Annotated in this window: 15 protein-coding genes; 10 read left to right on the top strand and 5 right to left on the bottom strand. The window is 41.1% G+C overall.

Annotation, left to right across the window (positions count from 1 at the left end; genetic code table 11):
- Nucleotides 1-82: 82 nt before the first annotated feature.
- The gene (epmA, locus tag G6R09_RS16330; protein WP_163923565.1) at nt 83-1,054 is read right to left on the bottom strand and encodes an elongation factor P--(R)-beta-lysine ligase; all 972 of its coding nucleotides are present in this window, start codon (nt 1,052-1,054) and stop codon (nt 83-85) included.
- Between the two features lie 555 nt (nt 1,055-1,609).
- On the opposite strand from epmA, the gene frdA reads away from it, so the two are divergent.
- The 4 genes from frdA to frdD are packed head-to-tail and all read left to right on the top strand — an operon-like array spanning nt 1,610 to nt 4,917.
- Complete coding sequence (gene frdA / locus G6R09_RS16325; RefSeq protein WP_060998678.1) at nt 1,610-3,418, top strand: fumarate reductase (quinol) flavoprotein subunit; 1,809 nt, start codon at nt 1,610-1,612, stop codon at nt 3,416-3,418.
- Nucleotides 3,418-4,158, top strand: a complete 741-nt coding sequence (locus tag G6R09_RS16320; protein WP_065167908.1) for a succinate dehydrogenase/fumarate reductase iron-sulfur subunit — start codon at nt 3,418-3,420, stop codon at nt 4,156-4,158. Before frdA ends, G6R09_RS16320 begins: the two co-directional genes overlap by 1 nt.
- A gap of 2 nt (nt 4,159-4,160) precedes the next feature.
- On the top strand, nt 4,161-4,544 hold the full coding sequence (gene frdC, locus G6R09_RS16315) for a fumarate reductase subunit FrdC (protein ID WP_163923562.1): 384 nt from the start codon (nt 4,161-4,163) through the stop codon (nt 4,542-4,544).
- A gap of 10 nt (nt 4,545-4,554) precedes the next feature.
- On the top strand, nt 4,555-4,917 hold the full coding sequence (gene frdD, locus G6R09_RS16310) for a fumarate reductase subunit FrdD (RefSeq protein ID WP_060998675.1): 363 nt from the start codon (nt 4,555-4,557) through the stop codon (nt 4,915-4,917).
- 143 nt (nt 4,918-5,060) lie between these two features.
- Here the strand turns inward: frdD and efp are convergent, their stop codons facing one another.
- On the bottom strand, nt 5,061-5,627 hold the full coding sequence (gene efp, locus G6R09_RS16305) for an elongation factor P (RefSeq protein WP_065167909.1): 567 nt from the start codon (nt 5,625-5,627) through the stop codon (nt 5,061-5,063).
- A 33-nt stretch (nt 5,628-5,660) separates the two neighbouring features.
- Between efp and epmB the strand changes: the two genes are divergently transcribed.
- From epmB to G6R09_RS16290, 3 genes are all read left to right on the top strand, one after another.
- Nucleotides 5,661-6,683, top strand: coding sequence for an EF-P beta-lysylation protein EpmB (epmB, locus tag G6R09_RS16300; RefSeq protein ID WP_163923559.1), 1,023 nt, complete (start codon nt 5,661-5,663; stop codon nt 6,681-6,683).
- Between the two features lie 448 nt (nt 6,684-7,131).
- Nucleotides 7,132-8,034: a 30S ribosomal protein S6--L-glutamate ligase gene (gene rimK, locus G6R09_RS16295; protein WP_065167942.1), complete on the top strand. Its 903-nt coding sequence runs from the start codon at nt 7,132-7,134 to the stop codon at nt 8,032-8,034.
- A 415-nt stretch (nt 8,035-8,449) separates the two neighbouring features.
- Nucleotides 8,450-8,908 carry a molecular chaperone GroEL gene (locus tag G6R09_RS16290; protein ID WP_087846048.1) on the top strand — a complete coding sequence of 153 codons (459 nt, stop codon included), beginning with the start codon at nt 8,450-8,452 and terminating at the stop codon, nt 8,906-8,908.
- A gap of 902 nt (nt 8,909-9,810) precedes the next feature.
- Here the strand turns inward: G6R09_RS16290 and groL are convergent.
- Complete coding sequence (gene groL, locus G6R09_RS16285; protein WP_065167913.1) at nt 9,811-11,454, bottom strand: chaperonin GroEL; 1,644 nt, start codon at nt 11,452-11,454, stop codon at nt 9,811-9,813.
- 42 nt (nt 11,455-11,496) lie between these two features.
- Nucleotides 11,497-11,787, bottom strand: a complete 291-nt coding sequence (locus G6R09_RS16280; protein WP_036788874.1) for a co-chaperone GroES — start codon at nt 11,785-11,787, stop codon at nt 11,497-11,499.
- Between the two features lie 207 nt (nt 11,788-11,994).
- Here G6R09_RS16280 and G6R09_RS16275 point away from each other — a divergent pair, with 207 nt between their 5' ends.
- Nucleotides 11,995-13,350, top strand: a complete 1,356-nt coding sequence (locus G6R09_RS16275) for an MATE family efflux transporter (protein ID WP_065167914.1) — start codon at nt 11,995-11,997, stop codon at nt 13,348-13,350.
- A gap of 82 nt (nt 13,351-13,432) precedes the next feature.
- Here G6R09_RS16275 and G6R09_RS16270 read toward each other — a convergent pair whose 3' ends face one another.
- Entirely contained in the window at nt 13,433-13,927 is a 495-nt protein-coding gene (locus G6R09_RS16270; RefSeq protein WP_163923556.1) for an FxsA family protein, read from the bottom strand.
- 448 nt (nt 13,928-14,375) lie between these two features.
- Between G6R09_RS16270 and aspA the strand changes: the two genes are divergently transcribed.
- Together aspA and G6R09_RS16260 are read left to right on the top strand one after the other, a co-directional pair.
- A complete protein-coding gene (gene aspA / locus G6R09_RS16265; RefSeq protein ID WP_082955721.1) occupies nt 14,376-15,836 on the top strand; it encodes an aspartate ammonia-lyase in 1,461 nt (486 codons plus the stop codon).
- Between the two features lie 113 nt (nt 15,837-15,949).
- Complete coding sequence (locus G6R09_RS16260; RefSeq protein ID WP_065167916.1) at nt 15,950-17,257, top strand: anaerobic C4-dicarboxylate transporter; 1,308 nt, start codon at nt 15,950-15,952, stop codon at nt 17,255-17,257.
- Nucleotides 17,258-17,285: the final 28 nt, after the last annotated feature.

Here is a 17,285-nt window from a genome sequence, read left to right as displayed (position 1 = left end):
GGGTGCATAACCACTAGCTGATAATAAAAAAAGCACGGTCATTATAACCGTGCTTTTTTACTTGATATTACCGTGCAAGATCTTACGCTATTTCAATCGGAAAAGCGGTTACCTGATCAATATGATCGCGCTCTAATGCCAGCATAATCACGCGATCAATGCCTAATGCGACCCCAGCACAATCAGGAAACCCAGCCCGTAGTGCCTCAACAAGATGCATGTCGATAGGTTGTGGTTGTAATCCCATACTGATGCGTTTATGGTTATCATCCTCAAAACGTTGCAATTGCTCGTCACCGTTAGCGAGTTCATGAAAACCATTCGCAAGTTCAATCCCTTGAAAATACACTTCAAAGCGCTCAGCAACACGTGGATCAGTTGGGTTTATTTGAGCCAGTGCTGCTTGTGACGCAGGAAAATCATACACAAACGCAGGGACTGTTTGACCAATTTTAGTTTCAACGCCGACACTAAATAGCAATTGTAATAAGGTATCGCGATCTTGCTCTGGCTCAGCAATATCTGCCAATCCTAACCGAGCTGCCGCCGCTTTTAATTCAGTCATCGAACTTTCTAATGGACATACAGCTAATGCATCAATAAATGCTTGTTGATAAGTCATTTTCTCAGCTGTACCACAACCTAATACTTGCTGTAATAACGCATCCATTTCTGCCATTAGTTGATGATGATCAAACCCCGGTCGATACCATTCCAACATCGTAAATTCAGGATTATGGTAACGTCCCGATTCTTCATTTCTAAATGATTTACAGATCTGATAAATAGCCCCACTACCTGCAGCTAATAAACGCTTCATATGAAATTCAGGACTTGTCATTAAATATAATGTTTGTCCATTAGCATAGCCTGGGCCAACGAATTGGGTTTTGAATGCATGTAAATGCACATCCGTCACAGTTGCCTGGCTCATGGCTGGCGTATCCACTTCAATAACATCACGATCAGCAAAAAACTGACGAATTGTTGCAAGTAAAACAGCACGCTGTTTGAGTTGAGTAATATCAGCAGTAGGCTGCCAAGGCTGAGACATAACAGTTTCTTCTTACATGAAAGGAAATTAAGTCATCATTCTAGCAAAGCCATGCCCCTAACCAAATATTGAGCAGAGTATATTTATGGTTTACCAATAATGATTATGAATAAAAATGAATGGCATTAACAAAGCAAACATTACCACCCCAGCATTCAACGCCAATATTTACAACAAATAAAACCACAAAACACAACAAGCTCAAAACAAACTCATCAAAAAAGATTACATCCATCACCAGAAAAATGCATCAAATAGCTTATTAAATCTTTAACAACAATGTGTTACAACTCACCCATGTAACACGATATTAATAAGCTACAAACAACTCACCACAAACAAAACAACTAATTAACACCAACAAAACATGACAACTTGTGACAATAATCACAATTTCTGTAATCAGATTACATTTTTTGATTATTTCGTTAAAAAGACGCGTCTACATCATATTTTATCTTAATGAGGTTTCATAAAATACGCGCAGGATTTCAAGGATAGATGCGCACGACGCATCTTTTCATTTTTTTACCGTCTTACTTTCGGAGGATAGCTGTGAAGACTATTACCACAGATATCGCTGTAATTGGCGCGGGTGGTGCAGGCCTACGTTCTGCCATCGCTGCTGCAGAAGCAAACCCAGAACTAGAAATTGCACTTATTTCAAAAGTCTACCCAATGCGTTCGCACACCGTTGCCGCAGAAGGTGGATCAGCTGCCGTAATCAAAGACGAAGATAGCTTTGATAATCACTTCAACGATACCGTTGGTGGTGGTGACTGGCTATGTGAACAAGATGTGGTTGAATATTTCGTTGAGAACTCAACCCGTGAAATGATCCAAATGGAACAATGGGGTTGTCCGTGGAGTCGTAAAGAAAACGGCGAAGTGAACGTACGTCGTTTTGGTGGTATGAAAGTTGAACGCACATGGTTTGCGGCAGATAAGACTGGCTTCCATATGCTACACACCCTATTCCAGACGTCTATCAAATACCCACAAATCAAACGTTACGATGAATACTTCGTGGTTGATCTTTTAGTTGAGAACGGCGAAGTACAAGGTCTGATTGCGATTCACATGGCTGAAGGTGAACTGATTTGTATTAAAGCAAAATCAGTGATTCTAGCAACAGGTGGCGCTGGTCGCGTTTACCACTGCAATACTAACGGCGGCATTGTGACTGGCGATGGTATGGCAATGGCATTCCGCCATGGTATTCCACTACGTGACATGGAATTTGTTCAATACCACCCTACTGGTTTACCCGGCACGGGTATTTTGATGACCGAAGGTTGTCGTGGTGAAGGCGGTATTATCGTTAATAAAAACGGTTACCGTTACCTACAAGATTATGGCATGGGCCCTGAAACACCAGTAGGCGAGCCAAAAAATAAATACATGGAACTGGGTCCACGTGACAAAGTTTCACAAGCGTTCTGGCATGAACAGCAAAAAGGCAACACGATTCAACACCCATTAGGTGATGTGGTAATGCTTGATTTGCGTCACCTTGGTGAAGAGTACTTACATGAGCGTCTACCGTTCATCTGTGAGTTAGCAAAAGCATATGTAAACGTTGATCCAGCGAAAGAGCCAATTCCAATTCGCCCAACAGTACACTACACCATGGGTGGTATTGAAACTAACGGCCAATGTGAAACTCGCATTAAGGGTCTATTTGCTGTTGGTGAATGTGCTTCTGTTGGCCTACACGGTGCAAACCGTTTAGGTTCAAACTCACTAGCTGAGTTTGTAGTGTTTGGTCGCGTTGCGGGTGAACACGCCGTTAAACGTGCTGAAGCATTCCAAGGCTGGAACGACGCATCGATCAAGACTCAAATTGATGCAGTACAAGCGCGTATTGATGCCCTAATGGCACAAGAAGGCGACGAGAACTGGGCCCAAATCCGTACCGAAATGGGTCATACCATGGAAGCCGGTTGTGGTATCTATCGCCAGCAAGATTTGATGCAAGCGACAATTGATAAGCTTGCAGAACTAAAACAACGCTTTAAACATATTAGTATTCAAGATAAAGGCAAAGTCTTTAATACTGATCTACTGTATGCGATTGAAGTTGGTTACGGTTTAGATGTTGCTGAAGCAATGGCGCACTCTGCAATTTTACGTACAGAATCTCGTGGCGCACACCAACGCCTAGATGATAACTGTACTGAACGTGATGATGTTAACTTCCTTAAGCACAGTTTGGCATTCTACAACGATGGTGCAGCACCACGCATCGATTACAGCGATGTAACTATTACTAAATCACAGCCAAAAGCACGTTTATACGGTGCTGCAGCTGAAGAAGCCGCTGCCGCGGAAGCTGCTGAAGTAAAACAAGAGGAAAAGGCATAATGTCAGACAATCGCATTCAAAAAGTTGAAATTCTGCGTTATGACCCAGCGACAGATGCAGAACCGTATTTACAAGCATTTGAAGTACCGTTCAATGAAACCATGTCAGTACTTGATGCATTAGGTTACATCAAAGATCACCTTGATAAGCACCTAAGCTACCGCTGGTCTTGCCGTATGGCAATCTGTGGTTCATGCGGCATGATGGTCAATGGTGTGCCTAAGCTAGCTTGTAAGAGCTTCCTTCGTGATTACCCAAATGGCGTTAAAATTGAGCCACTAGCTAACTTTGCGATTGAAAAAGACTTAATTGTCGATATGACGCCGTTCATTGAGCGTCTTGAAGCAATCAAGCCATACATTATCGGTAACGATCGTAAGCCTGAAGATGGTACTAACCTACAAACACCAGAGCAAATGGCAAAATACAAGCAATTTGCTGGCTGTATTAACTGTGGTCTTTGCTACGCAGCGTGTCCGCAATTCGGTTTAAACCCTGAATTTATCGGTCCTGCAGCACTAACACTGGCACACCGTTACAACCTTGATAGCCGCGATCATGGTCAACATGAGCGTATGGCATTAATCAACAGTGAAAATGGTGCTTGGGGCTGTACGTTTGTGGGTTACTGCTCAGAAGTCTGTCCAAAGAGCGTTGATCCAGCCGCAGCTGTAAACCAAGGCAAAGTGGAATCATCAAAAGATTTCGTTATTGCAATGTTGAAGCCTCAGGAGGCATAAGGATGAGCAACCGTAAACCTTACGTTCGTGAAATGACGCGTACATGGTGGAAAGACAGTTCTTTCTATCGTTTTTACATGTTGCGTGAAGCCACTGTATTACCGCTAATTTTCTTTACTATCTGCTTAACCTTTGGTTTAGGCTGTTTAGTAAAAGGCCCTGAAGCATGGCAAGGTTGGTTAGACTTTATGGCTAATCCAATTGTTGTTATTCTAAATATTATTGCGTTAGCGGGTAGCTTATTCCATGCGCAAACTTTCTTTAGCATGATGCCGCAAGTGGTGCCAATTCGCATCAAGGGTAAGAAACTCGATAAGAAAATTATCGTTCTTGCACAGTGGGCAGTTGTTGCTGTTATCACTGCTATTGTTTTAGCACTAGTTTAAGGAGCTGCTCGTGATTAATTTACATCCAAAACGTTCCGATGAGCCAGTATGGTGGAGTTTATTTGGTGCCGGTGGTACGTGGTTTGCAATGATCTCTCCGGTTACTATTTTAGTTCTGGGTATTATGGTACCACTGGGTATTATTAGCCCAGACGCCGTTAGCTATGAGCGTGCAGCAGATTTTGCGACAAGCTTTATTGGTGCCTTATTTGTGATTGCGACGTTATCACTACCAATGTGGCATGGTATGCACCGTCTACACCATGGTATGCATGATCTTAAGTTCCACACCGGTGTTGCAGGTAAAATTGCTTGTTACGCTGCGGCGTTCTTAGTAACTGCACTATCGATTATCTTTGTGTTCATGATTTAATTTTCATGTAATCGCAATCTAAACAAGCACCGCTCTCCACGGTGCTTTTTTTATGACTGTAATTTAATCTGCGATCAGTCTCGATAAATTTTAGCCAACAAAAAAGGCCGCCTAAGCGACCTTTTTTAAAGCTCAATATGATCTTACTTCACACGGCTTACGTATTCACCTGAACGAGTATCAACTTTGATAACTTCGCCAATTGCGATGAATAAAGGAACTCGTACTACAGCGCCTGTAGTTAGTGTTGCTGGCTTACCACCAGTACCTTGTGTGTCGCCCTTAAGACCAGGATCAGTCTCTGTAACTTCAAGCTCAACAAAGTTTTGAGGCGTAACAACGATAGGGTTACCGTTCCAAAGCGTTAGCGTACACGCATCGTTTTCTACTAGCCATTTCGCATTATCACCAACAGCTTTAACGTCTGCTGCGATTTGCTCAAAGGTTTCATTGTTCATGAAATGGTAGAATTCACCGTCGTTGTATAGGTAATCAAGTTCAGTATCGATTACGTCCGCAGCTTCAACTGATTCGCCTGATTTAAACGTTTTTTCAAGAACTTTACCTGAAATAAGTTTACGGATTCGTACGCGGCTGAACGCTTGACCTTTACCAGGTTTAACAAATTCGTTTTCGATAATGACACATGGTTCATTATCAAGCATAATTTTCATTCCGCTGCGGAATTCATTGGTGCTGAAAGACGCCATTCTAATCCTCTTAACATCTTCGAGTTGTATTTAATGTCGCATATCATACCCCGAAACGTGCCATCTGTTGAGCAAAACTGGCTGAATGATCTAGCTAATGCGATATCCGATCCGTTAAAGCTACTTAATATGCTTAAAATTGATCCAACACCTTGGCAAAAAGGCCTCACCGCTAAAAAATTATTTGCGCTTCGCGTTCCTGTAAGTTTTGTCGAAAGAATGGAAGTTGGCAACCCATACGATCCATTGTTGCGCCAAGTACTGCCACTAGAGCAAGAATTCGAGGTTCATCAAGGCTACTCAACTGATCCTCTTGATGAGCAAGATAACCCCATTCCTGGGCTATTACACAAGTATCACAATCGTGTATTGATGATCGTTAAAGGCGGGTGTGCGGTTAATTGTCGCTATTGTTTTCGGCGTCATTTCCCTTATCAAGATAACAAAGGCAATAAAGCCGTCTGGCAACAGAGCCTTGATTACATCGCCACCCAACTACAAATTAATGAAGTGATTTTATCGGGTGGTGATCCACTGATGGCAAAAGATCATGAACTAACATGGCTGCTGGAACATATCGCTGCGATCCCTCACATTAAACGATTACGAATCCATAGCCGCTTACCGGTTGTGATTCCAAATCGTATTACACCAACGCTATGTGAATTATTTGCCAATAGTCGCTTACAAATTATCATGGTGACCCATATTAACCATGCTAATGAAATCAATGCAGCATTAACCACTGCGATGACTCAACTCAAGCTAGCTAAGGTCACATTATTAAACCAAAGCGTGCTCCTTAAAGGAGTTAATGACTCCGTCACAGCGCTTACAGAGCTCAGTGAGGCACTCTTTGATGCCGGGATCTTGCCTTATTACTTACACGTACTTGATCACGTTCAAGGGGCGGCACATTTCTTTGTTGATGATCAACAAGCGCGCACATTAATGGCTGGCGTCATTAGTAATGTTTCAGGCTACCTTGTGCCAACATTAGCCCGTGAAATAGGTGGTAGAAGTAGCAAAACACCGCTCGATCTGCACCTTGAATAACGTTTATAGCTTTATTTTAACGATCGCATCCCTTGCTGCTACACCACAACAACCATACTGACTTGTCATTACGGGTCAGTAAGGCTTTGTTATATAAATAGAAAAACCTAATGTACAGCTTTCAAACAAAAAAACACCTAAAACGCGCACTAACTTTTACGCCTATCATAGGTCAATCAATTATAAAACATAAGCTATTGTTTTATAATGACTGTACAGCTCGTACAGCTTTTACTGTTATATAACTAAAGAGCTAATGGAACATGATGTTACTTTTCATTTATGGCAATATTGTTGTTGCTCACCATTAAAAAAAATCATCGTGGCAGATCTCGATTTTTATAGCGTTTACGTGCATAGTCGCGCCTCATACAGCAGTCCTTTATCGTATCGGCGTTCGCCAAACGTCACTACTGCTGCCAACTCGCTCCCTAACATGAGTACCGTAATGAAAATTGGCATTTTGTCACAGGACGCAAACTTATATTCAACCCGTCGCCTGCTTGAGGCTTGTCATCAACGTGGTCATGAAGCGGTTATTATCAATGCCCTTCGCTGCTACATGAATATAAACTCAGTACAACCTTCTATTCATTTTGAAGGCACTGATCTTATTGGCTTTGATGCCATTATTCCACGTATTGGATCAGACATTACTTTTTATGGTTGTGCTGTATTACGCCAATTTGAAATGATGAATGTGTTTTCTGTGAATCAATCTATTGCGATCTCACGCTCTCGCGACAAGCTACGTTCATTACAGTTACTGAGCCGTGAAGGGGTTGGTATGCCAATAACTGGCTTTGCCAGTAAACCTGATGATGTATTAGATCTAATTAAAATGGTCGGCGGCGCACCATTGGTAATAAAACTGTTAGAAGGCACGCAAGGTATTGGCGTTGTACTTGCAGAAACTCAAAAAGCAGCAGAAAGTGTTATCGAAGCATTTATGGGGCTTAAAGCTCATATCATGGTGCAAGAATATATAGAGGAAGCTGGCGGAGCAGATATTCGTTGTTTTGTGATTGGTGATAAAGTTATCGCCTCAATGAAACGCCAAGCTGCAGAAGGGGAATTCCGCTCTAACTTACACCGCGGTGGTAGTGCTTCATTAATTCGTATTACACCAGAAGAACGTAAAACAGCGATTGCAGCAGCCAAAGCAATGGGACTTAGTGTTGCTGGGGTTGATTTATTACGCTCTAAACGCGGACCACTGATCATGGAAGTAAACTCCTCTCCCGGTCTCGAAGGTATAGAAGCAGCAACAGGCAAAGATATCGCAGGCATGATCATTGATTATATTGAAAAAAATGCAGGCAAAAGCCATCGCCATCTAAAAAACCAATAAACTAGCGTGATGCTATTATTAACAAGCAGCCACATGAGGCTGCTTTTTTATTACCAGTCAATATTGTTCATCTTTTTATACTAAAAACAGCAAAAAGGTGCGCAAAACAAGCACGCTATCAACAGCACCAAACACTGAATGTAACTAATTGATATTTAAAGATAAATAATTGTGCAGCTTTTTGAGCTTTTTCCATGACGAACTAAAGCTTTGGGTTTACAGTGCTATAAATACTAATAGTTCGCAATTTTGTTCAAAAATATGCCTACCCTTCTTCAAAAGAGGAGGTTATTGATAATAAATGTGAGCTTTAAAACACTCAGCCATTAAGACATCGATTAATACTACCGACGAGCAGCAAATTACGCTAACGTATAAACATTATAATGCTGACAAAACTTAACAAGGATTAGCAATGACTGATTTTAGCTATGCCGTTGAAATGATAGAAGACGATAAACCATTTAGTATGGGTCAGGTAAATACTAACGAGATCCCTAGTGAAGCATTGACAACCTACACCCAGTTAATTTCACAATTACTGCAACAACCAGAGCAAGGTAAGCGTTATGCTGGATTTGGTTTTGAAGGCGCAGAAAAATTAGCATTCAGTGCATTACAAATTACTGAGCATGATCAAATTGGCGCAGGCATGGTGTATAACCCAGATGATAATGGCGATAACTTTGTCTTGATTGGCCGAGTATTCTTTAGCATCAAAGAAAGTAAAGTCTCATTTAATATGGAGCCAAATGCTGATGATGTACTCGTGCAAGGTGAGGTTGATTTACGTGGCTATATTCAATCGTTTGTAATTTGCTTTATGGCTGCATGGGTAGAACTCAACCAACAACACCTGCCAAAGAATAACTAACAACACACTAATTCAAAGCCCTTAATGTCATCGCATCTGGGCTTCATCCCCCTGACAAACAGTACAGCTAATTCCGGCAATTAAAGCTTTTTGGTGTACGGATTCAGACTCAAAAAACACCGCTAACAAAGCCAGGTTAAGCACTTGATAAATAAAGACATTTAAAGCGTACAGCTTTTCGAGCTTTTTACCCTTTAAACTAAGCTCTATCGTGTTATTTTTGGTGCCCCGTACGACCCCCCTCAATATAACCACATACTGATTATCTATGCGGCTATCAAATCAATTCTTCAACCACGTCATAAAGCAATAATTGAATACACTAGGGTTTATTGTTAATGATCTTAAGAATTCACTATCAATATAAAATAGCTGTACTAACAACTAAAAGTATAAAAACAATAAATTGGGTGTTTTTATTAATAAGCATTAATTAAATGCTAATTGCATTTTTCATATTAAAATTAATAAAAATAATCAAAAAGATTGTTACCCATAAAAATATATATTTAGCTGCTATTATATGGATTTTTTACTATTTACTGATTTTTATAATAATGGCTGCGGTTATGGTTTATTTAACTATTTATCCAACAATGCGAGTAGTAACTTATTTTGTGCAGCTTTTTATTAAATGTTCACAAAAAACATGCACACTTTTACCATCATTATCCAACTGATGATACATTGATTTAAGTTGTTGTTTTTATTTGATTTTATTTGCGTACAGCTTTTCAAGGAATATTCCATGTGAACTGTATGCATTGTTCGTGATAACAGTTGTTGTCGCTGACGACATACAGCAATTATCTTGAGGCAATAAAAAAGTCGAGCATAGCTCGACTTTTTATAACGATAAGTTTTATAACACAGAGAACTTAATCTCTAAGGTTATAAATGGCTTACATCATACCGCCCATGCCACCCATACCGCCCATACCACCCATATCAGGCATTGCTGGTGCATCAGATGCTTTATCAGTGATCATCGCTTCTGTTGTGATCATAAGACCTGCTACAGAGGCAGCAAACTGAAGTGCTGAACGGGTTACTTTAGTTGGATCAAGAATACCCATCTCAATCATATCGCCATATTCGCCAGTCGCTGCGTTGTAACCGTAGTTAGCTTCGCCAGCGCGAACGTTATTAGCGACAACAGATTCTTCGTCACCTGCGTTCTTAACGATTTGACGTAGTGGTGCTTCCATTGCACGAAGTGCTACACGGATACCCACATTTTGCTCTTCGTTATCACCAACAAGGTTAACAACTTTAGATGCAGCGCGAATAAGTGCTACACCACCGCCAGCAACTACGCCTTCTTCAACCGCTGCACGAGTTGCATGTAATGCATCTTCTACGCGATCTTTCTTCTCTTTCATTTCAACTTCAGTTGCTGCACCAACCTTGATAACAGCTACGCCGCCAGCAAGTTTAGCAACACGCTCTTGAAGTTTTTCTTTATCGTAGTCAGAGGTTGCATCTTCGATTTGTTGACGAATTTGAGCAACACGACCTTGGATCATCGTTTCTTCACCAGCACCATCAATGATAGTGGTGGTTTCTTTAGTGATAGTTACACGCTTAGCTTGACCAAGATCTTCTAGTTGAACTTTCTCAAGCTCTAGACCAATCTCTTCAGAAATAACAGTACCTGCTGTTAGTACTGCGATATCTTGTAGCATTGCTTTACGACGATCACCAAAGCCAGGTGCTTTAACAGCTGCAACTTTAACGATACCACGCATGTTGTTCACAACTAGAGTTGCTAGTGCTTCACCTTCAACATCTTCAGCAACGATAAGTAGTGGACGAGATGCTTTTGCTACGCCCTCTAGTGCAGGAAGAAGTTCACGGATATTTGAAACTTTCTTATCAACCAATAGGATAAATGGACTTTCTAGATCCACAGAGCCCGCTTCTTGGTTGTTAATGAAATATGGTGATAGGTAACCACGATCAAACTGCATACCTTCAACAACGTCTAATTCGTCTTGAAGTGCTTGACCTTCTTCAACCGTAATAACACCATCACGGCCTACTTTTTCCATTGCTTCTGCAATAAGGTTACCCACAGTTGTGTCAGAGTTTGCAGAGATAGTACCTACCTGTGCGATAGCTTTTGTATCTGCACAAGGAACAGATAATGCTTTTAGCTCTTCTACCGCAGCAATAACAGCTTTGTCGATACCGCGCTTAAGATCCATTGGGTTCATGCCAGCAGCAACGGCTTTTAGGCCTTCAGCAATGATAGCTTGAGCAAGCACTGTCGCAGTTGTTGTACCGTCGCCCGCTGCATCATTCGCTTGCGAAGCCACTTCTTTTACCATTTGTGCGCCCATGTTTTGGAACTTATCTTCAAGTTCAATTTCACGCGCTACAGAAACACCATCTTTAGTGATCGTGGGTGCACCAAATGATTTATCTAGTACAACATTACGGCCTTTAGGACCTAATGTTACTTTTACCGCATCAGCCAGAATATTTACGCCTTCTAGCATTTTAATTCGTGCGTCGTTACCAAACTTAACGTCTTTAGCAGCCATCTTGGGATTTCCTTTCTTAATTCTTAATTTAATGTGATCGGATTATTCAACGATTGCCATAATGTCATTTTCAGACATGATAAGAACTTCTTTACCGTCAATTTTTTCAGTTTTAGTGCCGTAGCCTTCAGCAAAAATAACCACGTCGCCTACTTGTACATCAAGTGGTTGTACGGTGCCATTTTCTAAAATGCGACCTTTACCTACAGCAAGGATTTTACCGCGAGTAGATTTTTCAGCAGCTGAACCAGTTAACACGATGCCACCGGCAGACTTAGATTCAACTTCTTGGCGTTCAACGATAACTCGGTCGTGTAAAGGACGAATGTTCATTGGTCGTCTCTCCTGATAATTAAGGTAATGTCCATGATTTTAAGCCAACAAACCAGTGCTTGTATGACTTTCTATATCACTAAGATGTTGGGTCGAATTTCTAAATCCCAAGGTTTAGGCGGCTTTTTTTTGTTATTTATTTGAGAAATTTTGCCCGATCACACACTTTGCATTAGGGTATGCAGGCATCCTTTTTTTGAGACCACTATGGCAACACTACTCAAGTCAGATAAACATCGATTATTATCGGCCCCGATACCAGATGCCTTACGTCGTTTAACCGTACCAATGGTGTTTGGTATGATCGCGATTTTAATGTTTAATTTAGTCGATACCTTTTTTATTTCGCGCTTGGGCACAAACGCACTGGCTGCGGTCAGTTTTACCTTTCCAGTTACCTTTGGCTTGAACTGTATCACTATGGGTATGAACGTCGGTATCTCAACCAGTATCGGACGTATGCTAGGTCAAGGTGATAACCACAGTGCGGCCCGTATTACCACCCACGGCTTATTACTAAGCCTGCTATTAATGATTATTGGATCGATCATTGGATTGCTCACCATTAAACCTTTATTTACCTTAATGGGTGCATCTGCGGAGTTATTACCGATCATCGAACAATATATGACGGTGTGGTATATCGCAATTCCATTACTGGTGATCCCAATGGCTGGCAACAGTGCTATTCGCGCTACCGGAGATGCTAAAAGCCCCGCTAAGATCATGGTGATCGCTGGCGTTATCAACGGCCTGTTAGATCCTTTACTAATTTTTGGCTATGGTCCTTTTCCAACTCTAGGCGTTCAAGGCGCAGCCATTGCCAGTGGTATTAGTTGGGTATTTGCACTCATTGCTTCTGTATACCTCCTTAATAAAAAAGAAAAATTACTGATATTACCGCAGTGGAAATTACTGAAAAAAGATTGGCAACAAATTTTGCATATTGGCGTTCCGGCGGGTTTATCAACAGCACTCAACCCATTATCGGGAGCGTTATTAATGGCCATGCTCGCCAGCCAAAGTACTGCCTCAGTGGCTGCTTACGGTGCAGCAATGCGGGTCGAGTCATTATTAGTGATTGTTATGATGGCGCTTGGATCAGCATTAATGCCATTTATGGCACAAAATTTAGGCGCACAAAAACCACAGCGGGCGTTTAGCGCACTTTTTACTGCTATGCATTTTGCTATTGGATTTCAGCTGCTAGTTTTTATTGCGATGGTGCCATTAAGTATGCCATTAGCGGCTTTATTTTCTAAAGACAGCGTAGTTCAAAATCAATTATGGCATTACTTATTAGTGGTACCTGCGAGCTATGGGCTACAAGCGATTTGTATGCTGTTAATTAGCGCCCTTAATGCGTTGCACAAAACCATCAATGCATTGTGCTGGAATCTACTGCGGCTATTTGTGTTATTACTGCCCGCGGCATGGATAGGCAGTTATATTCATGGTACTGAAGGGCTATTTATTGGCATAGCAGTCGCCAATATTATCAGTGGTATTGGGGCCTATTATTACGCGCGAAAACTGCGTAAAAAGATGCTATTTTCGCTCTAATCAATATGAATAGCATGAATAAAAAAAGCAGCTATCGCTGCTTTTTTTTATTCATCACCTGTAGCGAGGCTAAATGTTACAGTTACGGTAAACGATGATTGGAATTGTTATTATTATGCTCATCTTTACGTTCATATTCACCATCAAACACATCACCATTGGCGCCATGTTCTGAGTGACGATGCGGCGAAAAACCACCACTGAAATGACTAAAATTACTTTCTAACGTCACTTTTTGCATTAACAACTGTGCCACTTTAGCTCGTGATGGCGGTAATAATAATACCAGCCCTAACGCATCAGTCATAAATCCTGGCGTCAATAACAACACTCCAGCAACAGCAAGTAGCATTCCTTCAACAATTTCTTGAGTTGGCATTTCGCCTTGTTGAAGCTTGTTTTGTACCGAAGTTAAGGTTGCAATACCTTGGCTTCTCACTAGTGAGGCGCCAATAACTGCAGTCAATAACACAATCACAATCGTTGGCCACAAACCTAATAAGCCACCCACCTGAATGAATAAGCCAATTTCAACTATCGGCACCACAATAAACAATAACATTAACAGTGGAAACACAAACAACCCCTTTAATTAAATAGTTTCATGCTGATGCACAGTAGTAAACATTACCTGATTATAACGCCAATTACTCAGTACAAATTTTATTAGCCTTCTGAAAAGTGTTAACAAATAAGACAAGATTGTAATTTGAATTTGCTCCCAAAACCATTATAGGCACCACTACATTTCATTCACATCTTGTCATTTTTTTTCATTTTAGATGCAAAATAACGTGCTACTGTTAACAGAAAATGTGAAAGAGATCGCGTTTCCGTGCAAAGATTAACAAGCTCTCGTAAAAAGTGATCTGGGTTATGTTTTTAGCGGTTGAGGGGAGTATTATCGGCTGCAATTAAGGTGTCAGGTACGATCATCTAGCCACAACTTTGCGACAATGGATTATCGCTATAACTGTTGGCTTACTTATTGATTCTAATTATAAAGATTTGCAAAGGGCTATATTATGTCTCAGATGATTGATCTTGAAAAAAATAATGCAACACTGAATGTTGCCACACGTATCGAAGAAGATCTACTTGGTGAACGCCATGTACCTGCGGATGCTTATTGGGGCATTCACACTCTACGTGCAATTGAAAACTTCAATATTTCAAATACAACAATTTCAGATGTTCCTGAATTTGTACGTGGTATGGTCTTTACCAAAAAAGCAGCAGCAATGGCTAACAAAGAGCTTGGTGCTATTCCTTCTGACATCGGTAATTACATTGTTCAAGCATGTGATCTTATTCTTGAAAGCGGCCGTTGCATGGATCAATTCCCATCTGACGTTTTCCAAGGTGGTGCTGGCACATCTGTTAACATGAACACTAACGAAGTTATTGCTAACCTTGCACTTGAAATTATGGGTGAAGAAAAAGGTCGCTACGACATCGTTAACCCAAATGACCATGTAAACAAATCACAATCAACTAACTGTGCTTACCCAACAGGTTTCCGCGTAGCGGTATACAACAGCATTATTAGCATGCTGGAAGCATTGGATTACTTAAAAACAGCATTTGATGTTAAAGCGACTGAATTTGCAAGTATTCTGAAAATGGGTCGTACTCAACTTCAAGACGCAGTACCAATGACTGTTGGTCAAGAATTCCATGCCTATGGCGTCCTGCTAAAAGAAGAAATTAAAAACCTTCAATACACAGCACAACTGCTACTTGAAGTTAACCTTGGCGCAACAGCTATCGGTACTGGTCTAAACGCGGCAACAGGTTACCAACAGTTATCTGTTCAACGTCTTGCTGAAATCACAGGTTTACCTGTTGTTGCTGCAGAAGATTTAATCGAAGCAACATCAGATTGTGGCGCTTACGTAATGGTTCACGGCGCACTAAAACGTACAGCTGTTAAGTTATCTAAGATTTGTAACGATTTACGTTTACTTTCTTCAGGTCCGCGTACAGGTCTAAACGAAATTAACCTACCTGAAATGCAAGCGGGCTCTTCTATCATGCCTGCGAAAGTAAACCCTGTTATCCCTGAAGTGGTTAACCAAGTTTGCTTTAAAGTCATTGGTAACGACACCACCATCACTTTTGCTGCAGAAGCAGGTCAATTACAGCTAAACGTAATGGAGCCAGTGATTGGCCAAGCGATTTTTGAATCAATCAGCCTGCTTAAAAATGCATGTATTAACCTACGTGAAAAGTGCATCGAAGGTATTACGGTTAACAAAGAAGTGTGTGAAAGCTACGTCTTTAATTCAATTGGTATCGTGACTTATCTAAACCCATTCATTGGCCACCATGAAGGTGACATTGTTGGTAAGATTTGTGCAGAAACCGGTAAGAGTGTTCGTGAAGTGGTACTTGAGCGTGGATTACTGACTGAAGAGCAATTAGATGATATCTTCTCCATCGAAAACTTAATGCATCCTCAATATAAAGCTAAGCGTTATAACTAAAAACGTTAGCGTCTGAGAATACCAGCGGATTGTCATTTGATTATCCGCTTTTTTTTTGTGAACAAATCCTATTTTTTATTTTTATCATTAAACTTTTAGACAGGAAAAATTCTATGACTGGAATTGAACTCTTGGTCGTTCTGGGCTTTATTTATTTAGGCTCACGGATTGGCGGTATTGGTATCGGCTTCGCCGGTGGTGCAGGTGTATTAGTGTTATCACTGATCTTTGGTGTTCCCACCAGTGAATCTCTGATCCCTATTGATGTTATTTTAATTATTATGTCAGTGATCACTGCCATTGCCGCGATGCAAGTTGCCGGTGGTATGGATTGGCTAGTAGAGCTTGCAGAAAACTTTCTTCGTAAACACCCTAAGCGTATTACCTTTTATGCACCTATCGTAACCTATTTAATGACAGTATTAGCAGGTACAGGTCATACTGCGTTTTCAACCTTACCCGTTATTGCTGAAGTGGCTAAAGGTCAAGGCATTCGCCCTTCTCGCCCACTTTCCATTGCCGTTATTGCATCACAAATCGCTATAACTGCCTCACCTATTTCAGCGGCTGTAGTGTTCTTCTCTGGTATTCTTGAACCGGTTGGAGTTAGCTACATTACGCTGCTTGCTATTTGTATTCCAACCACATTTATTGCCTGTATGGTTGGTGCTTTTGTGGCTAACTTTATGGGTTGTGAACTTAAAGATGATCCAGTTTACCAAGATCGTTTAGCCAAAGGTTTAGTCAATATTGAACAAACGGGTAAGCGCGATATTAAACCAACAGCGCGTAAAGCAACTTACATTTTCGTTACTGCGATTGTACTGGTTGTTTGTTATGCCGCTGCGATTTCTCATTCTATTGGCTTAATTACTGATCCAACACTAGGTCGTAACGAAGCAATCATTGCTGTGATGCTTACCTCTGCGGCAGTAACGGTATGGGTCACTAAGATTGATGCTGCTGAAATTCCATCTGCACCAACGTTCCGCTCAGGTATGACTGCTTGTATTTGTGTACTTGGTGTTGCTTGGTTAGGCGCGACTTTCGTTAATGCTCACGTTGATGGCATTAAAGAAATTGCAGGTTCATTATTAAGTGGCCACCCTTGGATGCTAGCACTGATTTTATTCTTTGCTTCAATGCTACTTTACTCTCAAGGCGCAACGACGACAGCATTAATGCCAGCAGCATTAGCTATTGGTGTTGCACCGCTAACCATGGTGGCTTCTTTTGCTGCTGTTAGTGCACTGTTCGTATTACCAACCTACCCAACACTATTAGCTGCGGTAGAAATGGATGATACTGGTTCAACCCGAATTGGTAACTGGGTCTTTAACCATCCATTCTTTATTCCTGGTGTGGTTACCATTACGACTTCAGTCGCATTAGGCTTCTTATTCGGTAGCTTCATTCTATAATTTACACTTCCCCCTAAGTGTTCAAAAG

The organism is Photobacterium sp. Alg240-V54 (assembly GCF_900537155.1).
In the GTDB taxonomy this organism is placed as follows: Bacteria; Pseudomonadota; Gammaproteobacteria; order Enterobacterales; family Vibrionaceae; genus Photobacterium.
Note: the sequence above shows the minus strand (reverse complement) of the source record. Positions and strands in the feature narration are given on the sequence as shown.

Excerpts from the sequence above, each read along its gene's own strand:
- G6R09_RS16260 (WP_065167916.1), top strand. The coding sequence starts at position 15,950 with ATGACTGGAATTGAACTCTTGGTCGTTCTGGGCTTTATTTATTTAGGC.
- G6R09_RS16290 (WP_087846048.1), top strand. The coding sequence starts at position 8,450 with ATGACTGATTTTAGCTATGCCGTTGAAATGATAGAAGACGATAAACCA.
- groL (WP_065167913.1), bottom strand. The coding sequence starts at position 11,454 with ATGGCTGCTAAAGACGTTAAGTTTGGTAACGACGCACGAATTAAAATG.
- G6R09_RS16275 (WP_065167914.1), top strand. The coding sequence starts at position 11,995 with ATGGCAACACTACTCAAGTCAGATAAACATCGATTATTATCGGCCCCG.
- aspA (WP_082955721.1), top strand. The coding sequence starts at position 14,376 with ATGTCTCAGATGATTGATCTTGAAAAAAATAATGCAACACTGAATGTT.
- rimK (WP_065167942.1), top strand. The coding sequence starts at position 7,132 with ATGAAAATTGGCATTTTGTCACAGGACGCAAACTTATATTCAACCCGT.
- epmA (WP_163923565.1), bottom strand. The coding sequence starts at position 1,054 with ATGTCTCAGCCTTGGCAGCCTACTGCTGATATTACTCAACTCAAACAG.
- epmB (WP_163923559.1), top strand. The coding sequence starts at position 5,661 with ATGTCGCATATCATACCCCGAAACGTGCCATCTGTTGAGCAAAACTGG.
- efp (WP_065167909.1), bottom strand. The coding sequence starts at position 5,627 with ATGGCGTCTTTCAGCACCAATGAATTCCGCAGCGGAATGAAAATTATG.
- frdC (WP_163923562.1), top strand. The coding sequence starts at position 4,161 with ATGAGCAACCGTAAACCTTACGTTCGTGAAATGACGCGTACATGGTGG.
- G6R09_RS16280 (WP_036788874.1), bottom strand. The coding sequence starts at position 11,787 with ATGAACATTCGTCCTTTACACGACCGAGTTATCGTTGAACGCCAAGAA.
- G6R09_RS16320 (WP_065167908.1), top strand. The coding sequence starts at position 3,418 with ATGTCAGACAATCGCATTCAAAAAGTTGAAATTCTGCGTTATGACCCA.